Raw genomic sequence first — 19253 nt, forward strand, 5'->3', positions numbered from 1 at the left:
GCAAGTGCTGAAGTATGAGTCGGATCAACGCTCTGCCAGCGCCGGCTCACCCTTGTTCTCCCGCACCATGTTGATGAAGCGGCGGAAGAGATAGTGGCTGTCCTGCGGGCCGGGCGAGGCTTCCGGGTGGTGCTGGACCGAGAAGACCGGCTTGCCGGCGAGGCGCAGGCCGCAATTGGTGCCGTCGAACAGGGAAATGTGAGTCTCCTCAACACCTTCCGGCAGCGACTTCGAGGCGACCGCGAAGCCGTGGTTCATCGAGACGATCTCGACCTTGCCGGTGGTGAAGTCCTTGACTGGATGATTGGCGCCGTGGTGGCCCTGGTGCATCTTCTCCGTCGTCGCGCCGAGCGCGAGACCGAGCATCTGATGGCCGAGGCAGATGCCGAACAGCGGCTTGTCCGACTTGATCAGGTCCTTAATCACCGGAACGGCATATTCACCGGTTGCGGCCGGGTCGCCGGGGCCGTTCGACAGGAAGATGCCATCCGGCGAAAGCGCCAGGATGTCCTCGGCGCTCGTGTTGGCCGGAACCACAGTCACCTTGCAGTCGAGGCCGGCGAACAGGCGCAGGATGTTGCGCTTCACGCCGAAATCGACGCAGACGACATGGTACTTCGCGTCGGCCGGGCCGAGCGTCGAATAGCCTTCGTTCCACACCCACGGCTTTTCGTCCCACAGGGACGACTGGCCGGAGGAGGCGACCTTGGCGAGGTCGAGGCCGACGAGGCCGCTCCAGGCCTTGGCTTCGGCCTTCAGCTGATCGACGTCGAAGACGCCGTTCGGGTCGTGGGCGATGACCGCGTTCGGCGCGCCATGCTCGCGGATCCAGGCGGTGAGCGCACGGGTGTCGATGCCGCAGAGGCCGATGATGCCGCGCGCCTTCAGCCAGGCGTCGAGATGCTTGACGGCGCGGTAGTTCGACGGATCGGTGATGTCCGCCTTGAAGATCACGCCGACCGCGCCGTGGCGGGCCGCAGGCGTCAGGTCTTCGATGTCTTCCTCGTTGGTGCCGACATTGCCGATATGCGGGAAGGTGAAGGTGACGATCTGGCCGAGATAGGAGGGGTCGGTGAGGATTTCCTCGTAGCCGGTCAGTGCGGTGTTGAAGCAGACCTCCGCCTGAACCTTGCCGGTGGCGCCGATGCCATGGCCTTCGATTACCGTGCCGTCGGCGAGAACGAGGAGGGCGGTCGGCTTGCGGGTGGTCCAGGGGGCTGTCGCGGTCATGTTCGTTCCTTCTTCGGCCGGAAGCCGCCGAGCCCTTGAAGGATCGGGGCCGCAGGGCCATTTATGTCGCAGTTCGAGGCCGCGCGAGGATGCGCGCTTTTCCCCTGATGACAATTTTCGTGCAGGTGCCGGAAAATAGACGGATCGATCCCGCAGGTCAATTCGCCACTGTGGAAAGCGCGGAATTTAGCTCCATGTATTTCAATGGGTTGCCTAATTGATTTGCACGGAACTCGGGGGCTCGTTATTAGTTCGCCCGAAATGACAAGGAAAAGCCACAATTGACCGAGCCCGAAAACGGTTTTTCCGAGGAGAAAGAGACATGATGCGCGACAGGTTTGCCGACGTTCTGAAGGACTCCCTCAAGGCAAAGGATGTCCGTCGCACCTCGACCGTGCGCCTCATCCAGGCTGCGATCAAGGATCGAGACATCGCCAATCGCGGCCTGGGAAAGGATCCGGTCAGCGACGACGAAATCATGCAGATCCTGATGAAGATGATCAAGCAGCGCGAGGAGTCGGCGAAGATCTACGCCGACAACGGCAGGCCGGAGCTTGCCGAGCAGGAGCGCGAGGAAATCGTCATCATCAAGAGCTTCATGCCGGAACAGCTTTCCGAAGAGAAGGTTCGTGAGTTGTGTGCGTCGGTGATCAATGAGACCGGCGCGCAAGGTTTGCGCGACATGGGCAAGTGCATGAATGCGCTCAAGGAGCGTTATCCTGGCCAGATCGACTTTGCCAAGGCCTCCGGCCTGGTCAAGGATCTGCTGAAGTAAGCTCGCCTCAGGCCTATCGATTTTAGAAACTCCGCCTTCGGGCGGAGTTTCGCGTTTCAGCCTTTCGAGCGCTTCTGCTCGGTGATGAAATGGCGCAGCACCGCGTTGATGCGGGCTGTGAATAGCGGGTGCTTGCGACGAAATCCGTGGCGCTTCGATCCGGGCCTGCCTATATGAAAAAGACAATCCAGGGACCGACATGCGCTTTTCCAACGACTTTCTCGACGAGATACGCGATCGTGTGCCGATTTCGGCGGTGATCGGTCGGCGCGTGTCGTGGGACCGCAAGAAGACCAATGCGTCGCGGGGTGACTACTGGGCCTGCTGCCCCTTTCATGGCGAGAAAAGCCCGAGCTTTCACTGCGAGGATCGCAAGGGGCGCTACCATTGCTTCGGCTGCGGGGTGTCCGGCGACCACTTCAGGTTCCTGACCGATCTCGAGGGCCTGAGTTTTCCCGAGGCCGTGCAGCAGATCGCCGACATGGCCGGCGTTTCCATGCCGCAGCCGGACGTGCAGGCGGAACGGCGGGAGCGGGAACGCACCACGTTGCAGGACGTCATGGAACTGGCGACGCAGTTTTTCCAGGATCAGTTGCAGACGGCAAACGGCGCGCGGGCGCGGGCCTATCTGCGCGAGCGCGGGCTGACCGGGCGGACGATCGAGACCTTTCGCCTCGGCTATGCGCCGGAGAGCCGCAACGCGCTCAAGGAACACCTGGCGGGCAAGGGCGTGCCCAAGGAGCAGATCGAGGCGTGCGGGCTCGTCGTGCACGGGCCGGACATCCCCGTCTCCTACGACCGCTTCCGCGATCGCATCATGTTTCCGATTCTCTCCTCGCGCGACAAGGTGATCGCCTTTGGCGGGCGCGCGATGTCGCCGGACGCGATGGCGAAGTATCTGAACTCCAACGAGACGGAACTCTTCCACAAGGGCAACGTGCTCTACAACTTCTCCCGTGCGCGGCGCGCGCTTCAGGGGGCCGGAGGTGCGGACACCATCATTGCCGTCGAGGGCTACATGGACGTGATCGCGCTCCATCAGGCGGGCGTCGAGAACGCGGTCGCACCGCTCGGCACGGCGTTGACCGAGAACCAGCTCGACCTGATGTGGAAACTCACGCCGGTTCCGGTGCTCTGCTTCGACGGCGACGGCGCCGGCCAGCGCGCCGCCTTCCGGGCGGTCGACCTTGCCTTGCCGCATCTTAAACCCGGTCGCTCGGTGCGCTTCGCCATGCTGCCCGACGGCAAGGATCCGGACGACCTCGTCAAGCAGGACGGCCGCGCGCCGTTCGACAAGGTTCTGTCCGAGGCGCGACCGCTTGCCGAGATGGTGTGGTTGCGCGAGCTTGGTGGTGGCGCGTTCGATACGCCTGAGAAGCGCGCCGAACTCGAAGCGCGGATGAAGCAGGTGGTCACCGTGATCGCGGACGAAAACGTGCGCCGGCACTACCAGCAGGATGTCCGCGACCGGTTGAATGCGTTCTTCCAGCCCAGCCAGGGCGGCCGCGGCGAACGTCGCGGCGGCTTCGAGCCAGGCAACCGCGGTGGCCGCGGCGGGCAGAGCGGGCCGGGGCGGTTCGGCGGGCGCGCGCCCGGTCCGTCCGCCGGTGGCGGCGGTGCGATTTCAGACCGCCTTGCACGCTCCGGGCTCGTCAAGGGTCATCAGGACCAGCCGGCGCTGCGCGAAAGCGTTCTGGCGCTGACGGTCGTCAATCATCCGCAGTTGCTGCAGGACGAGTATGACGAGATCGCTGCGATCGACTACGAGCACCGCGACCTGCAGAAGCTGTGGTCGTCGCTTCTGACCGCCGCTGCCGGCGCCGGGGCCGGGCTTTCCCGCGAGATCCTGCTCCAGCGTCTCGAGGAGCAGGGGCATGGCGGTGTGATCAAGGCGCTCGACCAGCAGATCCGCAATGCGCGGCTTTGGACGGCAACCGAGATCGCCGCGGCCGAGGATGCGCGCGAAGGCTATCGCCAGGCCCTGTCGCTGCACAAGCGCTCGAAGGCGCTCCGTCGCCAGCGGATCGAACTCGAGCGGGAGGTCGCGGAGGCGACGGAAAGCGACGACGCCGAACGCATCGGCCAGCTGATCGGCGCCCTGCATCAGGTCCAGCTCGAGATCACGCGGATGGAGAACCAGGAAGCGATCATCGACGGCTTCGGCGTCATGTCCGGGCGCGTCAAGGGAGCCGCTACAGGTCACAGCTCGTAGGGTCTATCGAAATATTTCGATTGCCGCCGGCCACCGAATGTTCCATTCAGCAAGGCCAACCGCTCATCGGAACCAGCCGTGTCGTCGCAGGATATCGAAATTTTGCCGCAGCGCGACCGCCAGGCGAGATCGCCGTGGCGTCTGCCGCCGTTCCTCTGGTGGGTGGCGAGGATCGGGACTTCGGGCTATCCGCCGCATATTCGCCGGCGACTTGCCGTGACGAACGTCATTTCGATCATGGTCGGCCTGATGGCCGTGCCGTATATCCTGCTTTACGCGCTATACGACAAAGAGGCGCTGTGGCCGGCGATCATCGCGTTTTCACCGCAGATCATCGTCTATGCCCTGACGCCGGCCCTGCACCGATTCGGTCCGCAGGTCGCGGCCGTGTTCTTCTGCTTCGAATGGCTGACCTTTGGCCTCGGCTACTGCTTCTTCTTCGGACGGGAGTCCGGACTGCATTTCTATTTCCTGCCGGGGGCGGCAGCCTCGATGCTGATCTTCGGCTCGGACCGCCTGCTTTTGTCGGCGCTGGTGGCCTTGGTCGCGCTCTGTGCCTTCATGACCACCGAACTGCTGTTCACCGGCCCGGCCTGGTTTCTCCATGTCGATCCGGCCTTCCTCGATATCCTCTTCTATCTTACCGTGCCCCTCGTCTTCCTGCTGATCTTCACGACGGTCTACTTTGCCTTCCAGGAAGCGACGCAGGCCGAGGTCGCGCTTGAGCGGGAATATCGCTTCTCGGAAAAGCTGCTGGAAAACATCCTGCCGCGTGCGGTCGCCACCCGCCTCAAGCACCGCGACAGCGTTCTGCTTGCCGATCACATCGAGTCAGCGACTATCCTCTTTGCCGATATCGTCAACTTCACCCCGCGGGCCGCGAAATGGACGCCCGGCGAAGTGGTCACCTTCCTCAGTCGCGTGTTCCACCGGTTCGACGAGCTGGCGGTGGCGCATGGCCTGGAGAAGATCAAGACCATCGGTGACGCCTACATGGTAGCGGGCGGGCTGCCGGAGCCGCGCAGAGATCATGCGGAGGCTGTGGCGGCGATGGCGCTCGACATCCTCGACAGCTGTCGGAAGATTTCGGAGGAGTGCGGGGAGACCGTCGAAGTGCGCATCGGTCTCGACAGCGGGCCGGTGGTGGCGGGCGTCATCGGCATCAATAAGATCCTCTACGACGTGTGGGGTGACACTGTGAATACGGCAGCCCGGATGGAATCACACGGCGTTGCCGGTCGCATCCAGGTGGCGGATTGCCTGAAGCATGCCCTGGAGGACCGTTTCGACTTCGAACTGCGTGGCGAGATCGAGGTGAAGGGCAAGGGGTCGATGCGGGTCTGGTTCCTGACCGGGAGAAAGTTGGGGGGCGAGCCTGCCCTTGTCGCAGAAGCGGTCACCGGCTGAAAGCTTCGCCTCAGTCGGCGGTTGCTCTCGTGGGCGATTGCCCCTTGTTTCCGGCGGTTGCGCTCCTACATTTGCCAACAGCGGCCAGACAGCCAATCGCGTTAAGAATTTTCCCATTTTCCCGGGCAATCGTGCCGGAAGAGCTTGACGTCAGGGAAAATTGTGGGAATCACCAGTACAGACACACAAGGGTGAAGTGCGTTCAGGCGAAACTCTAATACCATGACCGGTCATTCTGAAAGACGAGGGTTTTGCGCGGCGGCGATGCGGCCCTTGGTTAATCGGGAATTAAGCACCATTCCGTTAGGTCATTGACATCATAGCGGGCAGGGGCCCTTGGGGCCGCTCTCCGCTTCGCATCGTGCGGACAAGATCAGACGTCAGGAAAGCGACGAATTAAATGGCATCCAAAGTCAAAGAAAACGAAGAAGCAGACAGCGAACGCGATGGCGCATCCGACGGTCCGCTTCTCGACCTTTCGGATGACGCGGTCAAAAAGATGATCAAGGCCGCCAAGAAGCGCGGCTACGTCACCATGGATGAGCTGAATTCGGTTCTGCCGTCGGAGGAAGTGACCTCCGAGCAGATCGAAGACACCATGGCCATGCTCTCCGACATGGGCATCAACGTCATCGAGGACGAGGATGCCGAGGAAGCGGCTCCGGCCGAGGACAGCGACGACGACAGCGACGGCGACAGTGACGGCGGCGAACTTGCGCCTTCCTCCGGCACCCAGCTTGCGACTGCCAAGAAGAAGGAACCGACCGACCGCACGGACGACCCGGTGCGCATGTACCTGCGCGAAATGGGTTCGGTCGAGCTTCTGTCGCGCGAAGGCGAAATCGCCATTGCCAAGCGTATCGAGGCCGGCCGCGAGACGATGATCTCCGGCCTGTGCGAGAGCCCGCTGACCTTCCAGGCGCTGATCATCTGGCGCGACGAACTCAACGAAGGCACCACGCTGCTGCGCGAGATCATCGATCTCGAAACCACCTATTCCGGTCCAGAGGCGAAGGCTGCCCCGCAGTTCCAGAGCCCGGAAAAGATCGAGGCCGACCGCAAGGCGGCGGAAGAGAAGGAAAAGGAACGCGCCAAGCGCCGTCCTGCTCCGTCCGGCGACGACGACATCACCGATGTCGGCGGCGACGGTGCTCCGCCGGAGGAAGAGGAAGAGGACGAGGACGAATCCAACCTGTCGCTTGCGGCCATGGAAGCCGAACTGCGCCCGCAGGTCATGGAAACCCTCGACACAATCGCCGACACCTACAAGAAACTGCGCAAGCTGCAGGACCAGCAGGTGGAAGCCCGCCTTGCCTGCACCGGCACGCTGTCTTCGGGCCAGGAGCGCCGCTACAAGGAGCTCAAGGACCAGCTGATCACCGCGGTCAAGTCGTTGTCGCTCAACCAGAACCGCATCGACAGCCTCGTCGAGCAGCTCTACGACATCAACAAGCGCCTCGTTCAGAACGAAGGCCGCCTGCTGCGCCTTGCCGAATCCTACGGCGTGAAGCGTGATTCGTTTCTCGAGCAGTATCAGGGCGCAGAACTCGACCCGAACTGGATGAAGTCGATCGGCAACCTTTCGGCCCGTGGCTGGAAGGACTTTGCTCGCGAGGAAAACCAGACGATCCGCGACATCCGCGGCGAGATCCAGAATCTGGCGACCGAGACCGGCATTTCGATCTCGGAATTCCGCCGCATCGTCCACATGGTGCAGAAGGGCGAGCGCGAAGCGCGCATCGCCAAGAAGGAGATGGTCGAGGCAAACCTTCGCCTCGTCATCTCGATCGCCAAGAAGTACACGAACCGCGGCCTGCAGTTCCTCGACCTCATCCAGGAAGGCAATATCGGCCTGATGAAGGCGGTCGACAAGTTCGAGTATCGCCGCGGCTACAAGTTCTCGACCTATGCGACCTGGTGGATCCGGCAGGCGATCACCCGCTCGATCGCCGACCAGGCCCGCACGATCCGCATCCCGGTGCACATGATCGAGACGATCAACAAGATCGTCCGGACTTCGCGCCAGATGCTGCACGAGATCGGCCGCGAGCCGACGCCGGAAGAACTGGCCGAAAAGCTCGCCATGCCGCTCGAAAAGGTCCGCAAGGTCCTCAAGATCGCCAAGGAACCGATCTCGCTCGAAACCCCGGTGGGCGACGAAGAAGATTCGCATCTCGGTGACTTCATCGAGGACAAGAACGCGCTTCTGCCGATCGACGCCGCCATCCAGGCGAACCTGCGCGAGACGACGACCCGCGTTCTCGCCTCGCTCACGCCGCGTGAAGAGCGTGTTCTTCGCATGCGCTTCGGCATCGGCATGAACACTGACCACACGCTTGAGGAAGTCGGTCAGCAGTTCTCGGTCACCCGCGAACGTATCCGCCAGATCGAAGCAAAGGCGCTGCGTAAGCTTAAGCACCCGAGCCGCAGCCGCAAGCTGCGCTCGTTCCTGGATAGCTGAGGCTTTGGAACATTCCATGATAAAGAAACCCGGCGGAGACGCCGGGTTTTTTGTTGTCCGCGCGCCGGCTCGTGCCACCTTCTTGCGTTTCGCCCTTGATGCGGCCTCCTTTTGGCGCCACATGAGCCGGGACGTCACGGGGTTCCGTTCATCCGCATGCGAGACATTTTCACGAAAAGCTGGAAGAGGCTGAACAAGGGGTTTGCGGTTTCACTGCTGCTGCACCTCGTCGTCTTTGCCGCCTTCTTCGTGAACTTGCCGGAAACGATCGAACAGCCGGAACCGGAAGAGAGCGTCGCGGTGGAGATCGTCCCGCCGCCCGAGGAGAAGACGCCCGAGCCGCCGCCGGAGGAAAAGCCTGCGGAGGAGGAGGCGAAGGCCGAGCCCCCGCCGCCACCACCACCGCCGCCACCACCGCCGCCGGACAAGGTCCCGACGCCGCAGGAGCGTCCACCGGAGCAGCCGCCCGCCGAGGAGCAGGCCAAGACGCAGCCCTTGCCCGGCATGAGCCCGGTTTTCGAATTCGGCGACAAGAACAGCGGCCCGCGCGAGGACAGAAGCGGCGACGCTGCGCGCGAAGCGGCGGAAGCGCCGGCCGAGACGCCAACGGAGGCCGAAAGTGCACCGGTGACGCCCGAGGCGGCAAAGACGGAGGCACCCGAGACCGCCGACGCGAAGGCACCGGAGGGCCAGCCGCTGCCGGACGACATCGCGCTGCCTGAAGTCGATACCGGGGCGGACGGTCCGGCCGGAGACGGCGTCGCCCTCAAGGACAAGCCAGCCGAAACGTCGATCGCGCTCACGGATGCGACGCCAGCGGAAAAGCCGGCTGCCGCGGCTGCGCAAGCTTCAGCGGCGAAACCGACCGACGCCAAGGCGCAGAGCCCGCTGAAGGAGGTGAAGACCCTCTATTCGGAAAACCTCTCCGGCGACCAGGCGGCGATGACGGCGATGGCCGACATCCCGCGTCCGGAGCGCGCCGACCAGCTTTGCGTGACGGAGCTGAGGGAACAGTTGCGCCATTCGGCCCGACCCTACGGGCTCGAACTTCTGCCGTCCTTCCAGCTCAAGCAGGGCACCGTGCTCGATGTCCAGCGGGCTGCGTTCCGCGCCGACGGCCAATGGTTCGAATTGCGGTTCCGCTGCGAGCTCGACCAGGATGTCACGCGCGTCGTCAACTTCGCCTTCGAGGTCGGCCGGCCGGTGCCGAAAAGCGAATGGAAGCGTCGCGGTTTCCCCGAATTCTGATTCTGACGGCCTATCCGAGAATGTCGCGCGTCACGCGCGTGAAAATCCGGGCGCCGATGGCGATCAGCTCGTCGGGGAAATCATAGTCGGGATTGTGCAGGGCCGGGTGGCTTTCGCCCGAGCCGAGGAAGAACATCGCCGATGGGGCGATGGCGCGGAAACGGCCGAAATCTTCCGAGCCGCGCATCGGGAGCGTGCCGGCATCGTGGATGACACCTTCGGCGTCGAGGGCGCGAACCAGGTGATCGACCGCTTCCGGGGCGTTCTCGCAATGCAGGAATATGTCCTCATAGCTGATCGCAAGCGCGAGATTGGTTTCGGCGGCCGCCGTCCGGGCCAGATCCTCGGCTTCGGCGCAGAGGGCGGCCATGTGGTCGTCGACGAGCGTGCGCAGCGTCACCCAGATCTCGCCGTCGCCGGGAGCGATGCCGAAGGCTTCCTCGCCGAGCCAGGCGTGAGTGACGGTCGCCAGTCGGAAATCAAGCGCGGGCGGGGCGCTGCGGGAGAGGGCGGTCAGCGCCGGCATCAGGCTTGCGATGGCCGCCATCGGCGAGGTGCCGGTTTCCGGAAGCGAGGCGTGGGCGGTCTTGCCGGTGAAGTGCAGGCGCATTCCGCGCGAGGCGCAGTTGACGGGGCCGGCCTTCAGGGCGACGTGTCCGAGGGCAAGGCCGGGCAGGTTGTGGAGCGAGAAGGCGAGGTGGGGCCTGACCTCGCCGAAGCGCGGATCGGCGATGACGGCGGCGGCGCCTGCGCCGTTTTCCTCGGACGGCTGGAACAGCAGGACGACACGGCCGCGTTTCGGCGGCTGGCGCGACAGGCCGAGACCTAGGGCGAGGAGCGTGGTCGAGTGTCCGTCATGGCCGCAGAGATGGCCCTTGCCGGCGACCGTCGACGTGTAAGGCGCGCCCGTCTTCTCCTCGATCGGCAGGGCGTCCAGTTCGGAGCGGAAGAGCAGCGTCGGTCCGGGTTCTGCGCCTTCGAAGATGGCGGCAACACCATGGCCGCCCAACCCTGTCAACACCTTCTGCGGCTTCAGCGGAGCCAGGAAAGCGACGACACGGCGGGCCGTCTCTTCCTCCTCGCCGGAGATCTCCGGGTGCCGGTGAAGGTCGTGGCGGAAGTCGATCAGGTCGACCATGTCGTGATTGGTGAGAAACATCGGCGGCATCCAGATAGGCGCGGGGTGGTCAGAATTGCACTGACGGATGCCCGACGCCATGGCGGATATGGGTGTTCGTCAGCCGATCCACACGAGATTGGCGGCAATCGAGGTCATCACGAGGGCGATGAGGGCGTCGAGGACGCGCCAGGATGCAGGGCGGGCAAAGAGCGGGCGCAGCAGACGGGCGCCATAGGCGAGCGAGAAGAAGAAGAGGAAGGAGGCGGTGGCCGCACCCAGCCCGAAGGCGAGGCCGCGACCGGGATACTGGGTCGAGATCGAGCCGAGGAGGACGACGGTATCGAGATAGACATGCGGATTGAGCCATGTCAGCGCCAGGCAGGTGACGAGGGCCGTCGCGAGGCTCTCCTCCGCCTCGCCGTGGGTGGTCAGCGTCTCGCCGCCGCGGATCGCCGAGCGGAGTGCCCTGAACCCATAATAGACGAGGAAGGCCGCGCCGCCGTAACGCAGGAGCGGCATCAGCCATGGCAGGTTGCCGATCGCCCGGCCGAGGCCGCCGACGCCAGCCGCAATCAGCAGGGCGTCGGACGCCGCGCAGGTGAGTGCTATGGCGAAGACGTGCCGCCGGCGCAGCCCCTGGCGCAAGACGAAGGCGTTCTGGGCGCCGATCGCGACGATCAGGCTGAGGCCGAGCAGAAAGCCGGCAATGGCTGCGGTGAATGGTGGGGCGGCGATGGGCATGACGTCTCCTGGTCCTGTCGCGTTTGACTAATCTGCCCGGTCGAATTAGAAAAACTAAAATTTCTTTATCTGCATAAGAAAATCTAACTCATGTTCGACTATGCGCATCTGGAGGCCCTGGTCGCGGTTCTGCGCACGGGCAGTTTCGAACAGGCGGCCCGCAGGATCGGCGTGACGCCATCGGCGATCTCACAGCGCGTCAGGCTTCTGGAAGAACGGGTCGGTTCGGTTCTCGTGGTGCGAGGCCAGCCTTGCACCGCGACAGAGACGGGGCAGCGGCTTGCGCGCCACGCCGAGGAAGTGGCCCTCCTCGAACGATCCCTCGGCGACGATCTCGCGCCGACATCGGGAAGTGGCGCCAATCCGACGATCCGCATCGCCGTCAATGCGGACAGCCTTGCGACCTGGTTCGTTCCGGCGATGGCGGCGGTCCCGGACCGGCTTTTCGATCTCGTGCTCGACGACCAGGAACACAGCGCGGAATGGCTGCGCCGCGGGGAGGTTCGCGCCGCGGTGAGCGGGTCGGCCCAGCCCGTGCAGGGGTGCGACGGACGGCCGCTCGGCCGCCTGCGCTACATCGCAACCGCGAGCCCCGCCTTCATGCGCCGCTGGTTCCCCGATGGCGTGACGGTGCAGGCACTCTCGCTTGCCCCGGCGCTCACCTTCAATGCCAAGGATACGCTCCAGGCGCGCTGGAGTGCTGCCTATGTCGGCGACGGGATCGTGCCGCCGACCCATTGGCTGCCCTCCTCGCAAGCCTTCGTCGATGCGGCTCTTGCCGGAATCGGCTGGGGCCTCAATCCGCAACATCTGGTCGCGGGTGCGATCGCAGACGGCAGGCTCGTGCCGCTTCTCCCTGATGCCCCTTACGACGTTCCGCTCCACTGGCACTGGAGCCGCTCGGTCGCCGCAGCGCTCGGATCGCTCAATCGGGCGGTCATGGAGGCTGCATGTCAGGTCCTGCTGCCGATCGGGGACGCGTGACGAAGGGCGCGCGCCGCCATTGCCGGATGAAGCGGGCCGCTCTAAGTGCTTGAGATACGGTAATGAGACAGGGAGAAGACGGATGGCGATAGAGGTTCAGATCTCACGGGTGATCGACGTGCTCAACCAGCGGGAGTTCGATGCCCTGGAGGCGCTTTTCGATGACGACGCGGCACTCGATATGCCGGACGGTCAGCGCGTGATCGGCGTGTCCTCGCTGCGGGACAGCCTGTCGGCCTTCCTGCTGCGTCACGGCATCACGTTTGCCAATTGTGTGGTGATGACCGAGGCTTCGGGGTCGCGGGGCGCGGTCGACGCCACCATCGAAGGGCGGGACGGGGGAGCCGCCGGCGAGGGAAAGGATTTCTCGCTGCCCTGCGTGCTCGTCTTCGAACATGAAAACGGCCGGTTCACCCGGCTCAGCCTCTACCTCTCCACTCCGCTCTGACCGCACGCGCGGCGGCGATCTCAGTCGCCGCCGAGATAGTCCTCCAGCACCTTGACGATCATGGCGTGATCGTCCTCGGAGGCGAGGCCCGACACCGTGATCGCGGCCACCACGCCGGTGCCGTCAACCCGCACGGGAAAGCTGCCGCCGTGGCTGGCGTAGTCGAGCGGATCCATGCCGAGTTCGGCGCAGATCTCGCGTCCTTTCAGCCGGTAGTTCTCGCCGACGCGCATCGAGGACTTGTGGAAGCGCAGCGTGACATTGCTCTTGCGGCGTGCCCAGTGGTCGTTGTCGGGCGACGAGCCCGGCAGGGCGGCATGGAAGAGCACCCGGTCGGGCGTGCGGATGTTGATGACGACCGGGCATTCGCCGGCACGCGCGAGCCGGGTCAGCCGCTCGCCGATCACGAAGGCAACGGTCTCGTCAAACGCCTTGAATGTCAGGGCGGCTTCCTGGCCGGCCAGGGTTTCGAGAAGGTTTCTGTCGTGGCTCATCGGGGTCTCCTCATCCTTCGGCGGGGAGACTATCGCCTCCGGCCGGTCCGGCAAAGACCGTCCGGCCACTATTCACTCGGTTCGGGCAGACAAGACGGGATTCAGCCGGACGATCGGGTGGCGAAATCCCGGAACGACAGTTGGTCGATCGGAGCCGGTCGTGCCAGGAGGAAACCCTGGCCGCAGTCATAGCCGAGTGCCTTCACATGAGCGAGCTGTGCCTCGGTCTCGATACCCTCGGCGATCGTCGTCAGGTGGAGTGCGGCGGCAAGCGCTGCGATCGCCTGCAGGATGGCCGCGCAATCGGGGTTGGTATCGGCTTCCCGGACAAAGCTGCGGTCGATCTTGATCGTGTCGAAGGGGAAGCTGTGCAGATAGCTCAGCGAGGAATAGCCGGTGCCGAAGTCGTCGAGCGCAATGCCGACGCCGAGCGCCTTCAGCGCTTTCAGCGCATCGAGGGTGCCCGCATCCTTCTCCATCAGTAGCGATTCGGTAATCTCGATCTCCAGGCAGTTGCCTGGCAGGCCGGATCGGTCGAGCGCGTCGCGGACCAGGGTCACGATGTCGGCGCGCCGGAACTGCGCCGGCGAGAGGTTCACCGCCAGCCGGAGGCCGGGTGCCGCGGCGGCGAAATCGCGGCAGGCCTTGTGCATGGCCCAGCTGCCGATCGCGATCATCAGCCCCGTCGTCTCGGCGATCGGTATGAAATCGGCCGGGCTCACATAGCCGTGGACCGGGTGGTTCCACCGTAGCAGCGCTTCTGCGCCGATTGCCCGACCTGTCTTGATGTCGTATTGCGGCTGATAATGGATCTCCAGCTCACCGCGCTTCAGCGCACCGCGCAGGTCGCGCTCGAGGCCGCGCTTGGCGAGCGTCTGCCCGTCCATGTCTGGTTCGAAGAAGTGGTAGCCGCTGCGGCCCTCAAGTTTAGTGCGGTAGGTCGCGAGATCGGCGTGATTGAGCAGCGTGTCGCAATCCCGCCCGTCCCGGGGAAACCGGGCGATGCCGAGGCTGGCGCTGGTCGAAATCAGATGTCCCTCGACCTCGAACGTTTCCGCAACGGCCGCGAGGATGGTCTCGGCAAACAGAGCAAGGGTGAGTTCGTTGTGCCCGCCACGGCGGACGATGGCGAACTCGTCTCCGCCGAGGCGTGCGACGAGATCATCGGCTCCGGCAATCGCGCGCAACCGTTCACCGGTCTGCCGCAGCAGGCCGTCGCCCACCCTGTGGCCGAGGGTCTCGTTGGTCAGCTTGAAGCGATCGAGATCGATGCAGATGACGGCGAGGCCTTCCTTCTCCGCGGTCTCGCGCTTCAGCAGCGTTTCCATCTGGTCGAGCAGGCTGTTCCGGTTGGCGAGCCCCGTCAGCTCGTCATGATGCGCAAGGAAGGCGATGCGACGGTCGGCCATGCGCTGGCGGGTCACGTCGCGCACGATGACGCCGAGGCCGGACAGCCGCAGGCGTTCGTCCTTCCAGGCGGTTGCCGACACTTCGACGATGATGTCGTGGCCGCGCTTGTGGCTAGCCGTCAGTTCGACGCGGTGATCCTGGGGCAGGCCGTCTCCACCGGCGGCATAGTGTTCTGGATCGGTGACGATGCCGCCGATGATCTCGTTGAGCGGCCGGCCGATCATCTCCTCGTCGGTAAAGCCGAACACCGACTGGGCCGCCGGGTTCCACACTGCGATATTGCCGGACTGATCGGTGACGATGACCGCGTCCGAGGTCGCCGACATCAGCTTCGAGGCAATCACCTCGAGCCGCGAAAGACGACGCTGGTCGAGCTTGTCCATGACGAGCTGGGCGAGATCCTTCAGCCTCCGCTCCTGCTTTTCGCTCAGTGCCGGGCGGCTCGTGGTGTCGAGGATGCAGAGCGTGCCGATGCCGTGGCCCTTGGGCGAGGTGAGGGGAGCGCCAGCATAGAACCGGAAGCCCGCCTCGCCGGTTACCAGCGGGTTTGAGGAAAAGCGCTCGTCGGTGGTGAGGTCGCTGACGACAAGCGGCTCCCGGCCGAGCACCGTGTGGCTGCAGAAGGCCAGTTCGCAGGGCACCGTCTGGACATCGATGCCGACCCGGGCCTTGACCCAGACTTCGGTGCCGCCAACGAGATTGATCAGGGCAATCGGTGCTTCAAAAAGCTCTGCCGTAAGGCGGACGATGTGATCGTAGTCGTCTTCACTCGGCGTTCCGAAAACACTGTAGGCGTCGAGTTCGCTCAACCTGTCGGTTTCCTGAAGTCTTTCCAAAATGGTTTTCATGAAACGGCCTGTCCAATGTTCTGCAATATATATACATAGGAAACATGCTCTTCTTTCTATCGGGTTAAACTAGTTCTTTGGGTGAATAGAATATCGGTCCGCTCGTTTCGTGACGGGGCGCACATTTCTACAGATTTTCTTTTACTCATGGTCGTAGTTTTACCGGAGTGATTCTTTATGGTTGTACCTGCCGGCGAATTGCTTGAATATTGTCAAGTTTAAGGTCGTTCAGCCCCGGCTGGCCGGCCCAATCCTGCGGGGGAGGTGCACGTGTTGCGACGATTGACGATCGAAACCCGGGGGCAGGGTATTTACGAATTCACGCGGGAGGCGGCGGCATTTGTCGAAGAGGGGCAGTGCCGCGAGGGGTTGCTCACCGTCTTCGTGCGGCACACCTCCTGTTCGTTGCTCGTCCAGGGAAATGCCGATCCGTCCGTTCGGCGCGATCTCGATACCTTCCTCCGCCGCCTGGTGCCGCCGGCGAGTGATGCGCAGATGGGCTGGATCACCCATCGCGAAGAAGGCCCGGACGACATGCCGGCCCATATCAAGGCAGCGCTCATGCAGGTTTCGATCGGCATTCCGGTCGCCGACGGGCGCCTGATGCTCGGGACATGGCAAGGGATCTATCTGTTCGAGCACCGTGACCGGCCGCATCGCCGCGAGGTCGTGCTGCATCTTGCCGGCTGACAGGCCTTTTGCCGCCGGAACGTGGCAGTCTCCATGAATGATCGGTGAATGACCGGTTCTGATCCCATTCAGGCCGGCTGATGCATTCTCCTCCCAATCGCTGAGGACAGCGGGAAGTGTTCCCGGCGAACGCCGAACCATCCAAGAGGAGAAGATCCATGACCGCATTGTTCAAGAAGCTTGGCCTCGCAGCCCTCGTCACCATTGCCGCTGCCGTCGGCACCATGTCTACCGCCAGTGCGGGCGCCGATTTCGGCTGGGGCGTCTATATCGGTGGCGCCGGTCCTGGCTATGACAGGGACTATCGCCCCGGACACGGAGAATGGGGCCGCGGGGAATGGGGCCATGGCCGCCGCCATCACCGTCCGGAATTCTGCGCCCCGGGCCACGCCGTCGAGAAGGCCCGCTGGAACGGCCTTCGCCGCGCCCACGTGCAGGATGTGACGCCGCGGCGCGTGGTCGTCGGTGGTTTCCGTCACGGTGGTTTCGACCGCATGGTATTTGCCAATGTGCGCGGCTGCCCGGTCATCCGCTACTGATCGGCGGCGGGCGATCGCGACGATAAAAGAAGGGGGCGCCATCCGGCGCCCCCTTTTTCGCGTCTCCCTGCAGGGAATATCGCCGGCGGCCCTTCCGGTCCGCCGGCGATATTCCTTTACTGATCGATGGCGTAGGTGATGTTGACTGTCACCGTATAGGTGTTTTCGCCGCCGGCGATCGGCGGCGCCGCGTCCGACATCTCCTTGGCCATGGTCGTGCGATACATCGGCTGGGCCATCGGGCGGGCAAAGTTCTCGCTGATCTCGACGACGCGGCCGAGCTTCACCCCGGCGCTTTCGGTCAAGAGCTTTGCCTTGTCGATCGCTTCCTTGACTGCGGCCTTGCGGGCCTCGGCGACGGCGGCGTCCGGCTTGTCGTTGGTGAAGACGATGTTGCCGCCCTCGTTGACGCCGAGCTTGACGGCTGCATCGATCAGGGTGCCGAGCTGGTCGAGGTCTCGGACCTTGAGGGTCAGGCCGTTGGTGACCCGGTAACCGACGATTTCCGGCGCCTCGTAATTGCCGTCGCCGGTCTTGTCCTGGCGGTAGAGCGGATCGACCGAGAAGTTCGAGGTCTGGATGTCGCGCTCGGCGATCGACTTCTTCCGAAGGTCGGCGATGACATCGGCCATGGCGGAGCTGTTGGCCTTCAGGGCCGCCTCGGCGGTTTCCGCCTCGCGCACGACGCTCAAGGACAGGATCGCCATGTCGGGGGCGAGCGCGACCTCGCCTTCGCCCGAAACGATGATGGTCGCCTCGCGCTTTTCCTGCTCGGCGGAGAGGGCCGGCAGCGGCAGGGCGACGGCGGAAAGGAGGGCGGCGGCGAGGACGAGCCTCGGGGTCTTCAGGTGGCGCATGTGTTTTTCCTAGATTGGCGTCCCTTACACATGCCTTGATGACCGGTGATTGTGAAGCCATTGCGGCAGAGGCTTGTCGCTGGTGGCAATTTGGGCTAGAGCGGTCCGCACCGGTGCGGGGACCATTGCCCGCCCCGAACGGCAATGCGCCGGGCGGGCCTGTAGCTCAATGGTTAGAGCCGGCGGCTCATAACCGCTTGGTTGGGGGTTCGAGTCCCTCCGGGCCCACCATTTCTGTTTTCGTTCTTCTCGGCCTATTGAAGGTTCGTTGCATTCGTTCGAGGGCGGAGAAGTAAAATGGCGAGCGAAGAGGCCTGCGTCGAAGAACATGTCCCTGCGCTCGCGCTTGCGGAGGATCTCCGCGCCACGCTGGGCAGATTCGTTCGCAGCGTGAGAACGCAGGCAAATACACCGACAACATCGCAGTCGGAGACGCTGTCGCTTCTGGATCGGGCGGGACCATTGACCGTTGCCGAACTGGCAGAGCGCCGCAACGTCAGACATCAGAGCATGCGGCTGGTGGCGGGGCAGTTGGAAACGGAAGGCCTGATCAGCAAGATGCCAAATCCGGCAGACGGGCGCAGCCAGCTTCTTTCCATCACGGACAATGGGCGGGCGGAACTGTCCCGGGCCCGCGAAGCCCGAACATCGCAAATTGCCGACCTGATCGAGGAACGGTTGTCCGAAGAGGACCGACGAACGCTTGCAATGGCAATTCGTATTGTCGAACGGCTGTGTTAGCGCGTCGGATCACGCTTTCGACAATGAAGCGAGCACATTCGTCAGGGTGTTCAAGCCCCAATGCTCGACATATCTGCCATCGTGAACGCGTACGATATCGATCACGCTGATCGCAACGTCCCGTCCCGTCGCCGGAACGCCCAGCAAGGTGCCGGTGTGAACTCCGCGTATCGTTTTTCGGGTCGTGACCTTGTCCCCCTCGGCGATCTGATCGTGGATCGTGACCACCAGGTTCGACAGAGCAGGGCGAAGGACATTCTGGAAGGTATGCCACATGCTGTCCGGACCGTTCGGCATTCCCTGCGGTGCGGCATGATTGACAAAGTCCGGAGCCATCAAGGCGTGAAAATCCGCTTCGCTCCCATTTTGAATGACCTCGATGTTGAAGCGGCGAACCACCTCTTTGTTATCGGCCGACATGATCGATCCTCCACCTTGGTGTTGTCGATATATACAGGTTGACTGTATATAGCGACATAGTCGGATCATGGGCGTTCTGCAAGTCGTCTCTGCTCGAGTGAACGGTGGCGACCGGGCCAGTCCGCAGGCGTCAGCCCACGTCAAGGTTCCCTGGCGAGAAGCGACTGCGCCTCCTCGAAGCGGCGGCGGTGTTCGGGGTTCTTTTCGTCGGCTGAATAGCAGGTGGTGCCGAGGCAGAAGCGGACAAGCGTCAACGGGGCGGTCGCTTCCTTGAACTGGCATTCGATCATGTCGCCGATATCCTCGTCCTTGGCGTCGAGCCGGGTCGAGTAGGTGAGGCGGGCGCCCGGCGGCTTGAGCTCGGGAAAGGACTGGACGATGCCGACCTTCACCGCTTTCACCATCTCGAAATTGCGGGCGACGGCCTCGCAGGTTCGGGCGATGTCTTGAGATTGGGCAAGGGCGACGGATGGCGTCAGGACGGGGGCTGCGAAGAGGATGGCGGCTGCGAGGTAAGGCTTCATGGTCCCTCCGGGAAAAGGTTGAGATCCGACAAAGGCTTGGAGGCGGGGCAAAGTTCCCGCCGATGGGCAATGTAGCGCCGATTGCCACCCCTGTCGCGATCTGA

General features: G+C 63.7%; 18 protein-coding genes and 1 tRNA gene. 11 read left to right on the forward strand and 8 right to left on the reverse strand.

From position 1 onward, the window contains the following. Window positions 1–24: 24 nt before the first annotated feature. Window positions 25–1230: a glutamine-hydrolyzing carbamoyl-phosphate synthase small subunit gene (gene carA / locus ACX93L_RS03720; protein ID WP_459403584.1), complete on the reverse strand. Its 1206-nt coding sequence runs from the start codon at window positions 1228–1230 to the stop codon at window positions 25–27. A gap of 325 nt (window positions 1231–1555) precedes the next feature. Here carA and ACX93L_RS03725 point away from each other — a divergent pair, with 325 nt between their 5' ends. The 5 genes from ACX93L_RS03725 to ACX93L_RS03745 all read left to right on the forward strand — a co-directional run bounded on the left by ACX93L_RS03725 (window position 1556) and on the right by ACX93L_RS03745 (window position 9333). Further along, window positions 1556–2005: a GatB/YqeY domain-containing protein gene (locus ACX93L_RS03725; RefSeq protein WP_459404135.1), complete on the forward strand. Its 450-nt coding sequence runs from the start codon at window positions 1556–1558 to the stop codon at window positions 2003–2005. Between the two features lie 199 nt (window positions 2006–2204). Then, the gene (gene dnaG / locus ACX93L_RS03730; protein ID WP_459403585.1) at window positions 2205–4217 is read left to right on the forward strand and encodes a DNA primase; all 2013 of its coding nucleotides are present in this window, start codon (window positions 2205–2207) and stop codon (window positions 4215–4217) included. A gap of 78 nt (window positions 4218–4295) precedes the next feature. Next, window positions 4296–5624, forward strand: coding sequence for an adenylate/guanylate cyclase domain-containing protein (locus ACX93L_RS03735; protein ID WP_459403586.1), 1329 nt, complete (start codon window positions 4296–4298; stop codon window positions 5622–5624). 400 nt (window positions 5625–6024) lie between these two features. Continuing rightward, window positions 6025–8085 (forward strand): RNA polymerase sigma factor RpoD, encoded by a 2061-nt coding sequence (gene rpoD / locus ACX93L_RS03740; protein WP_459403587.1) that lies wholly within the window; start codon window positions 6025–6027, stop codon window positions 8083–8085. Window positions 8086–8241: 156 nt separating this feature from the next. Next, a complete protein-coding gene (locus ACX93L_RS03745) occupies window positions 8242–9333 on the forward strand; it encodes a DUF930 domain-containing protein (protein ID WP_459403588.1) in 1092 nt (363 codons plus the stop codon). Between the two features lie 10 nt (window positions 9334–9343). On the opposite strand, the gene ACX93L_RS03750 is transcribed toward ACX93L_RS03745, so the two are convergent. Both ACX93L_RS03750 and ACX93L_RS03755 read right to left on the reverse strand, forming a co-directional pair. Continuing rightward, a complete protein-coding gene (locus tag ACX93L_RS03750; protein ID WP_459403589.1) occupies window positions 9344–10492 on the reverse strand; it encodes an amidohydrolase in 1149 nt (382 codons plus the stop codon). A 78-nt stretch (window positions 10493–10570) separates the two neighbouring features. After that, a complete protein-coding gene (locus ACX93L_RS03755) occupies window positions 10571–11194 on the reverse strand; it encodes a LysE/ArgO family amino acid transporter (protein WP_459403590.1) in 624 nt (207 codons plus the stop codon). A 90-nt stretch (window positions 11195–11284) separates the two neighbouring features. Between ACX93L_RS03755 and ACX93L_RS03760 the strand changes: the two genes are divergently transcribed. Both ACX93L_RS03760 and ACX93L_RS03765 read left to right on the forward strand, forming a co-directional pair. Beyond that, entirely contained in the window at window positions 11285–12178 is an 894-nt protein-coding gene (locus ACX93L_RS03760; RefSeq protein WP_459403591.1) for a LysR family transcriptional regulator ArgP, read from the forward strand. Window positions 12179–12260: 82 nt separating this feature from the next. Continuing rightward, window positions 12261–12626, forward strand: coding sequence for a nuclear transport factor 2 family protein (locus tag ACX93L_RS03765; protein WP_459403592.1), 366 nt, complete (start codon window positions 12261–12263; stop codon window positions 12624–12626). Window positions 12627–12646: 20 nt separating this feature from the next. Here the strand turns inward: ACX93L_RS03765 and ACX93L_RS03770 are convergent, their stop codons facing one another. Both ACX93L_RS03770 and ACX93L_RS03775 read right to left on the reverse strand, forming a co-directional pair. Continuing rightward, window positions 12647–13120: a heme-degrading domain-containing protein gene (locus ACX93L_RS03770; protein ID WP_459403593.1), complete on the reverse strand. Its 474-nt coding sequence runs from the start codon at window positions 13118–13120 to the stop codon at window positions 12647–12649. Window positions 13121–13221: 101 nt separating this feature from the next. Continuing rightward, window positions 13222–15378, reverse strand: coding sequence for a sensor domain-containing phosphodiesterase (locus tag ACX93L_RS03775; protein WP_459403594.1), 2157 nt, complete (start codon window positions 15376–15378; stop codon window positions 13222–13224). A 270-nt stretch (window positions 15379–15648) separates the two neighbouring features. On the opposite strand from ACX93L_RS03775, the gene ACX93L_RS03780 reads away from it, so the two are divergent. Further along, window positions 15649–16068, forward strand: a complete 420-nt coding sequence (locus ACX93L_RS03780) for a secondary thiamine-phosphate synthase enzyme YjbQ (RefSeq protein WP_459403595.1) — start codon at window positions 15649–15651, stop codon at window positions 16066–16068. A 158-nt stretch (window positions 16069–16226) separates the two neighbouring features. Continuing rightward, the gene (locus tag ACX93L_RS03785) at window positions 16227–16607 is read left to right on the forward strand and encodes a hypothetical protein (RefSeq protein ID WP_459403596.1); all 381 of its coding nucleotides are present in this window, start codon (window positions 16227–16229) and stop codon (window positions 16605–16607) included. A gap of 116 nt (window positions 16608–16723) precedes the next feature. Here ACX93L_RS03785 and ACX93L_RS03790 read toward each other — a convergent pair whose 3' ends face one another. After that, entirely contained in the window at window positions 16724–17464 is a 741-nt protein-coding gene (locus tag ACX93L_RS03790) for an SIMPL domain-containing protein (RefSeq protein ID WP_459403597.1), read from the reverse strand. Window positions 17465–17619: 155 nt separating this feature from the next. Between ACX93L_RS03790 and ACX93L_RS03795 the strand changes: the two genes are divergently transcribed. Both ACX93L_RS03795 and ACX93L_RS03800 read left to right on the forward strand, forming a co-directional pair. Further along, window positions 17620–17695 (forward strand) — tRNA-Ile (locus ACX93L_RS03795). A 66-nt stretch (window positions 17696–17761) separates the two neighbouring features. Next, window positions 17762–18205, forward strand: coding sequence for a MarR family winged helix-turn-helix transcriptional regulator (locus ACX93L_RS03800; RefSeq protein WP_459403598.1), 444 nt, complete (start codon window positions 17762–17764; stop codon window positions 18203–18205). Window positions 18206–18214: 9 nt separating this feature from the next. Here ACX93L_RS03800 and ACX93L_RS03805 read toward each other — a convergent pair whose 3' ends face one another. Beyond that, entirely contained in the window at window positions 18215–18625 is a 411-nt protein-coding gene (locus ACX93L_RS03805; RefSeq protein ID WP_459403599.1) for an ester cyclase, read from the reverse strand. A gap of 140 nt (window positions 18626–18765) precedes the next feature. Next, window positions 18766–19149 carry a hypothetical protein gene (locus ACX93L_RS03810; RefSeq protein ID WP_459403600.1) on the reverse strand — a complete coding sequence of 128 codons (384 nt, stop codon included), beginning with the start codon at window positions 19147–19149 and terminating at the stop codon, window positions 18766–18768. Between the last annotated feature and the right edge of the window lie 104 nt (window positions 19150–19253).

This window comes from Rhizobium sp. CAU 1783, from assembly GCF_054551725.1.

Bases quoted from the DNA above. Each gene is read 5' to 3' on its own strand.
- ACX93L_RS03750 (WP_459403589.1), bottom strand. From the start codon at position 10,492: ATGTTTCTCACCAATCACGACATGGTCGACCTGATCGACTTCCGCCAC.
- ACX93L_RS03805 (WP_459403599.1), bottom strand. From the start codon at position 18,625: ATGTCGGCCGATAACAAAGAGGTGGTTCGCCGCTTCAACATCGAGGTC.
- ACX93L_RS03790 (WP_459403597.1), bottom strand. From the start codon at position 17,464: ATGCGCCACCTGAAGACCCCGAGGCTCGTCCTCGCCGCCGCCCTCCTT.
- ACX93L_RS03745 (WP_459403588.1), top strand. From the start codon at position 8,242: ATGCGAGACATTTTCACGAAAAGCTGGAAGAGGCTGAACAAGGGGTTT.
- ACX93L_RS03810 (WP_459403600.1), bottom strand. From the start codon at position 19,149: ATGAAGCCTTACCTCGCAGCCGCCATCCTCTTCGCAGCCCCCGTCCTG.
- ACX93L_RS03770 (WP_459403593.1), bottom strand. From the start codon at position 13,120: ATGAGCCACGACAGAAACCTTCTCGAAACCCTGGCCGGCCAGGAAGCC.
- ACX93L_RS03775 (WP_459403594.1), bottom strand. From the start codon at position 15,378: ATGAAAACCATTTTGGAAAGACTTCAGGAAACCGACAGGTTGAGCGAA.
- ACX93L_RS03785 (WP_459403596.1), top strand. From the start codon at position 16,227: ATGACCGCATTGTTCAAGAAGCTTGGCCTCGCAGCCCTCGTCACCATT.
- carA (WP_459403584.1), bottom strand. From the start codon at position 1,230: ATGACCGCGACAGCCCCCTGGACCACCCGCAAGCCGACCGCCCTCCTC.
- ACX93L_RS03765 (WP_459403592.1), top strand. From the start codon at position 12,261: ATGGCGATAGAGGTTCAGATCTCACGGGTGATCGACGTGCTCAACCAG.
- ACX93L_RS03800 (WP_459403598.1), top strand. From the start codon at position 17,762: ATGGCGAGCGAAGAGGCCTGCGTCGAAGAACATGTCCCTGCGCTCGCG.
- ACX93L_RS03725 (WP_459404135.1), top strand. From the start codon at position 1,556: ATGCGCGACAGGTTTGCCGACGTTCTGAAGGACTCCCTCAAGGCAAAG.
- ACX93L_RS03760 (WP_459403591.1), top strand. From the start codon at position 11,285: ATGTTCGACTATGCGCATCTGGAGGCCCTGGTCGCGGTTCTGCGCACG.
- ACX93L_RS03755 (WP_459403590.1), bottom strand. From the start codon at position 11,194: ATGCCCATCGCCGCCCCACCATTCACCGCAGCCATTGCCGGCTTTCTG.
- rpoD (WP_459403587.1), top strand. From the start codon at position 6,025: ATGGCATCCAAAGTCAAAGAAAACGAAGAAGCAGACAGCGAACGCGAT.
- dnaG (WP_459403585.1), top strand. From the start codon at position 2,205: ATGCGCTTTTCCAACGACTTTCTCGACGAGATACGCGATCGTGTGCCG.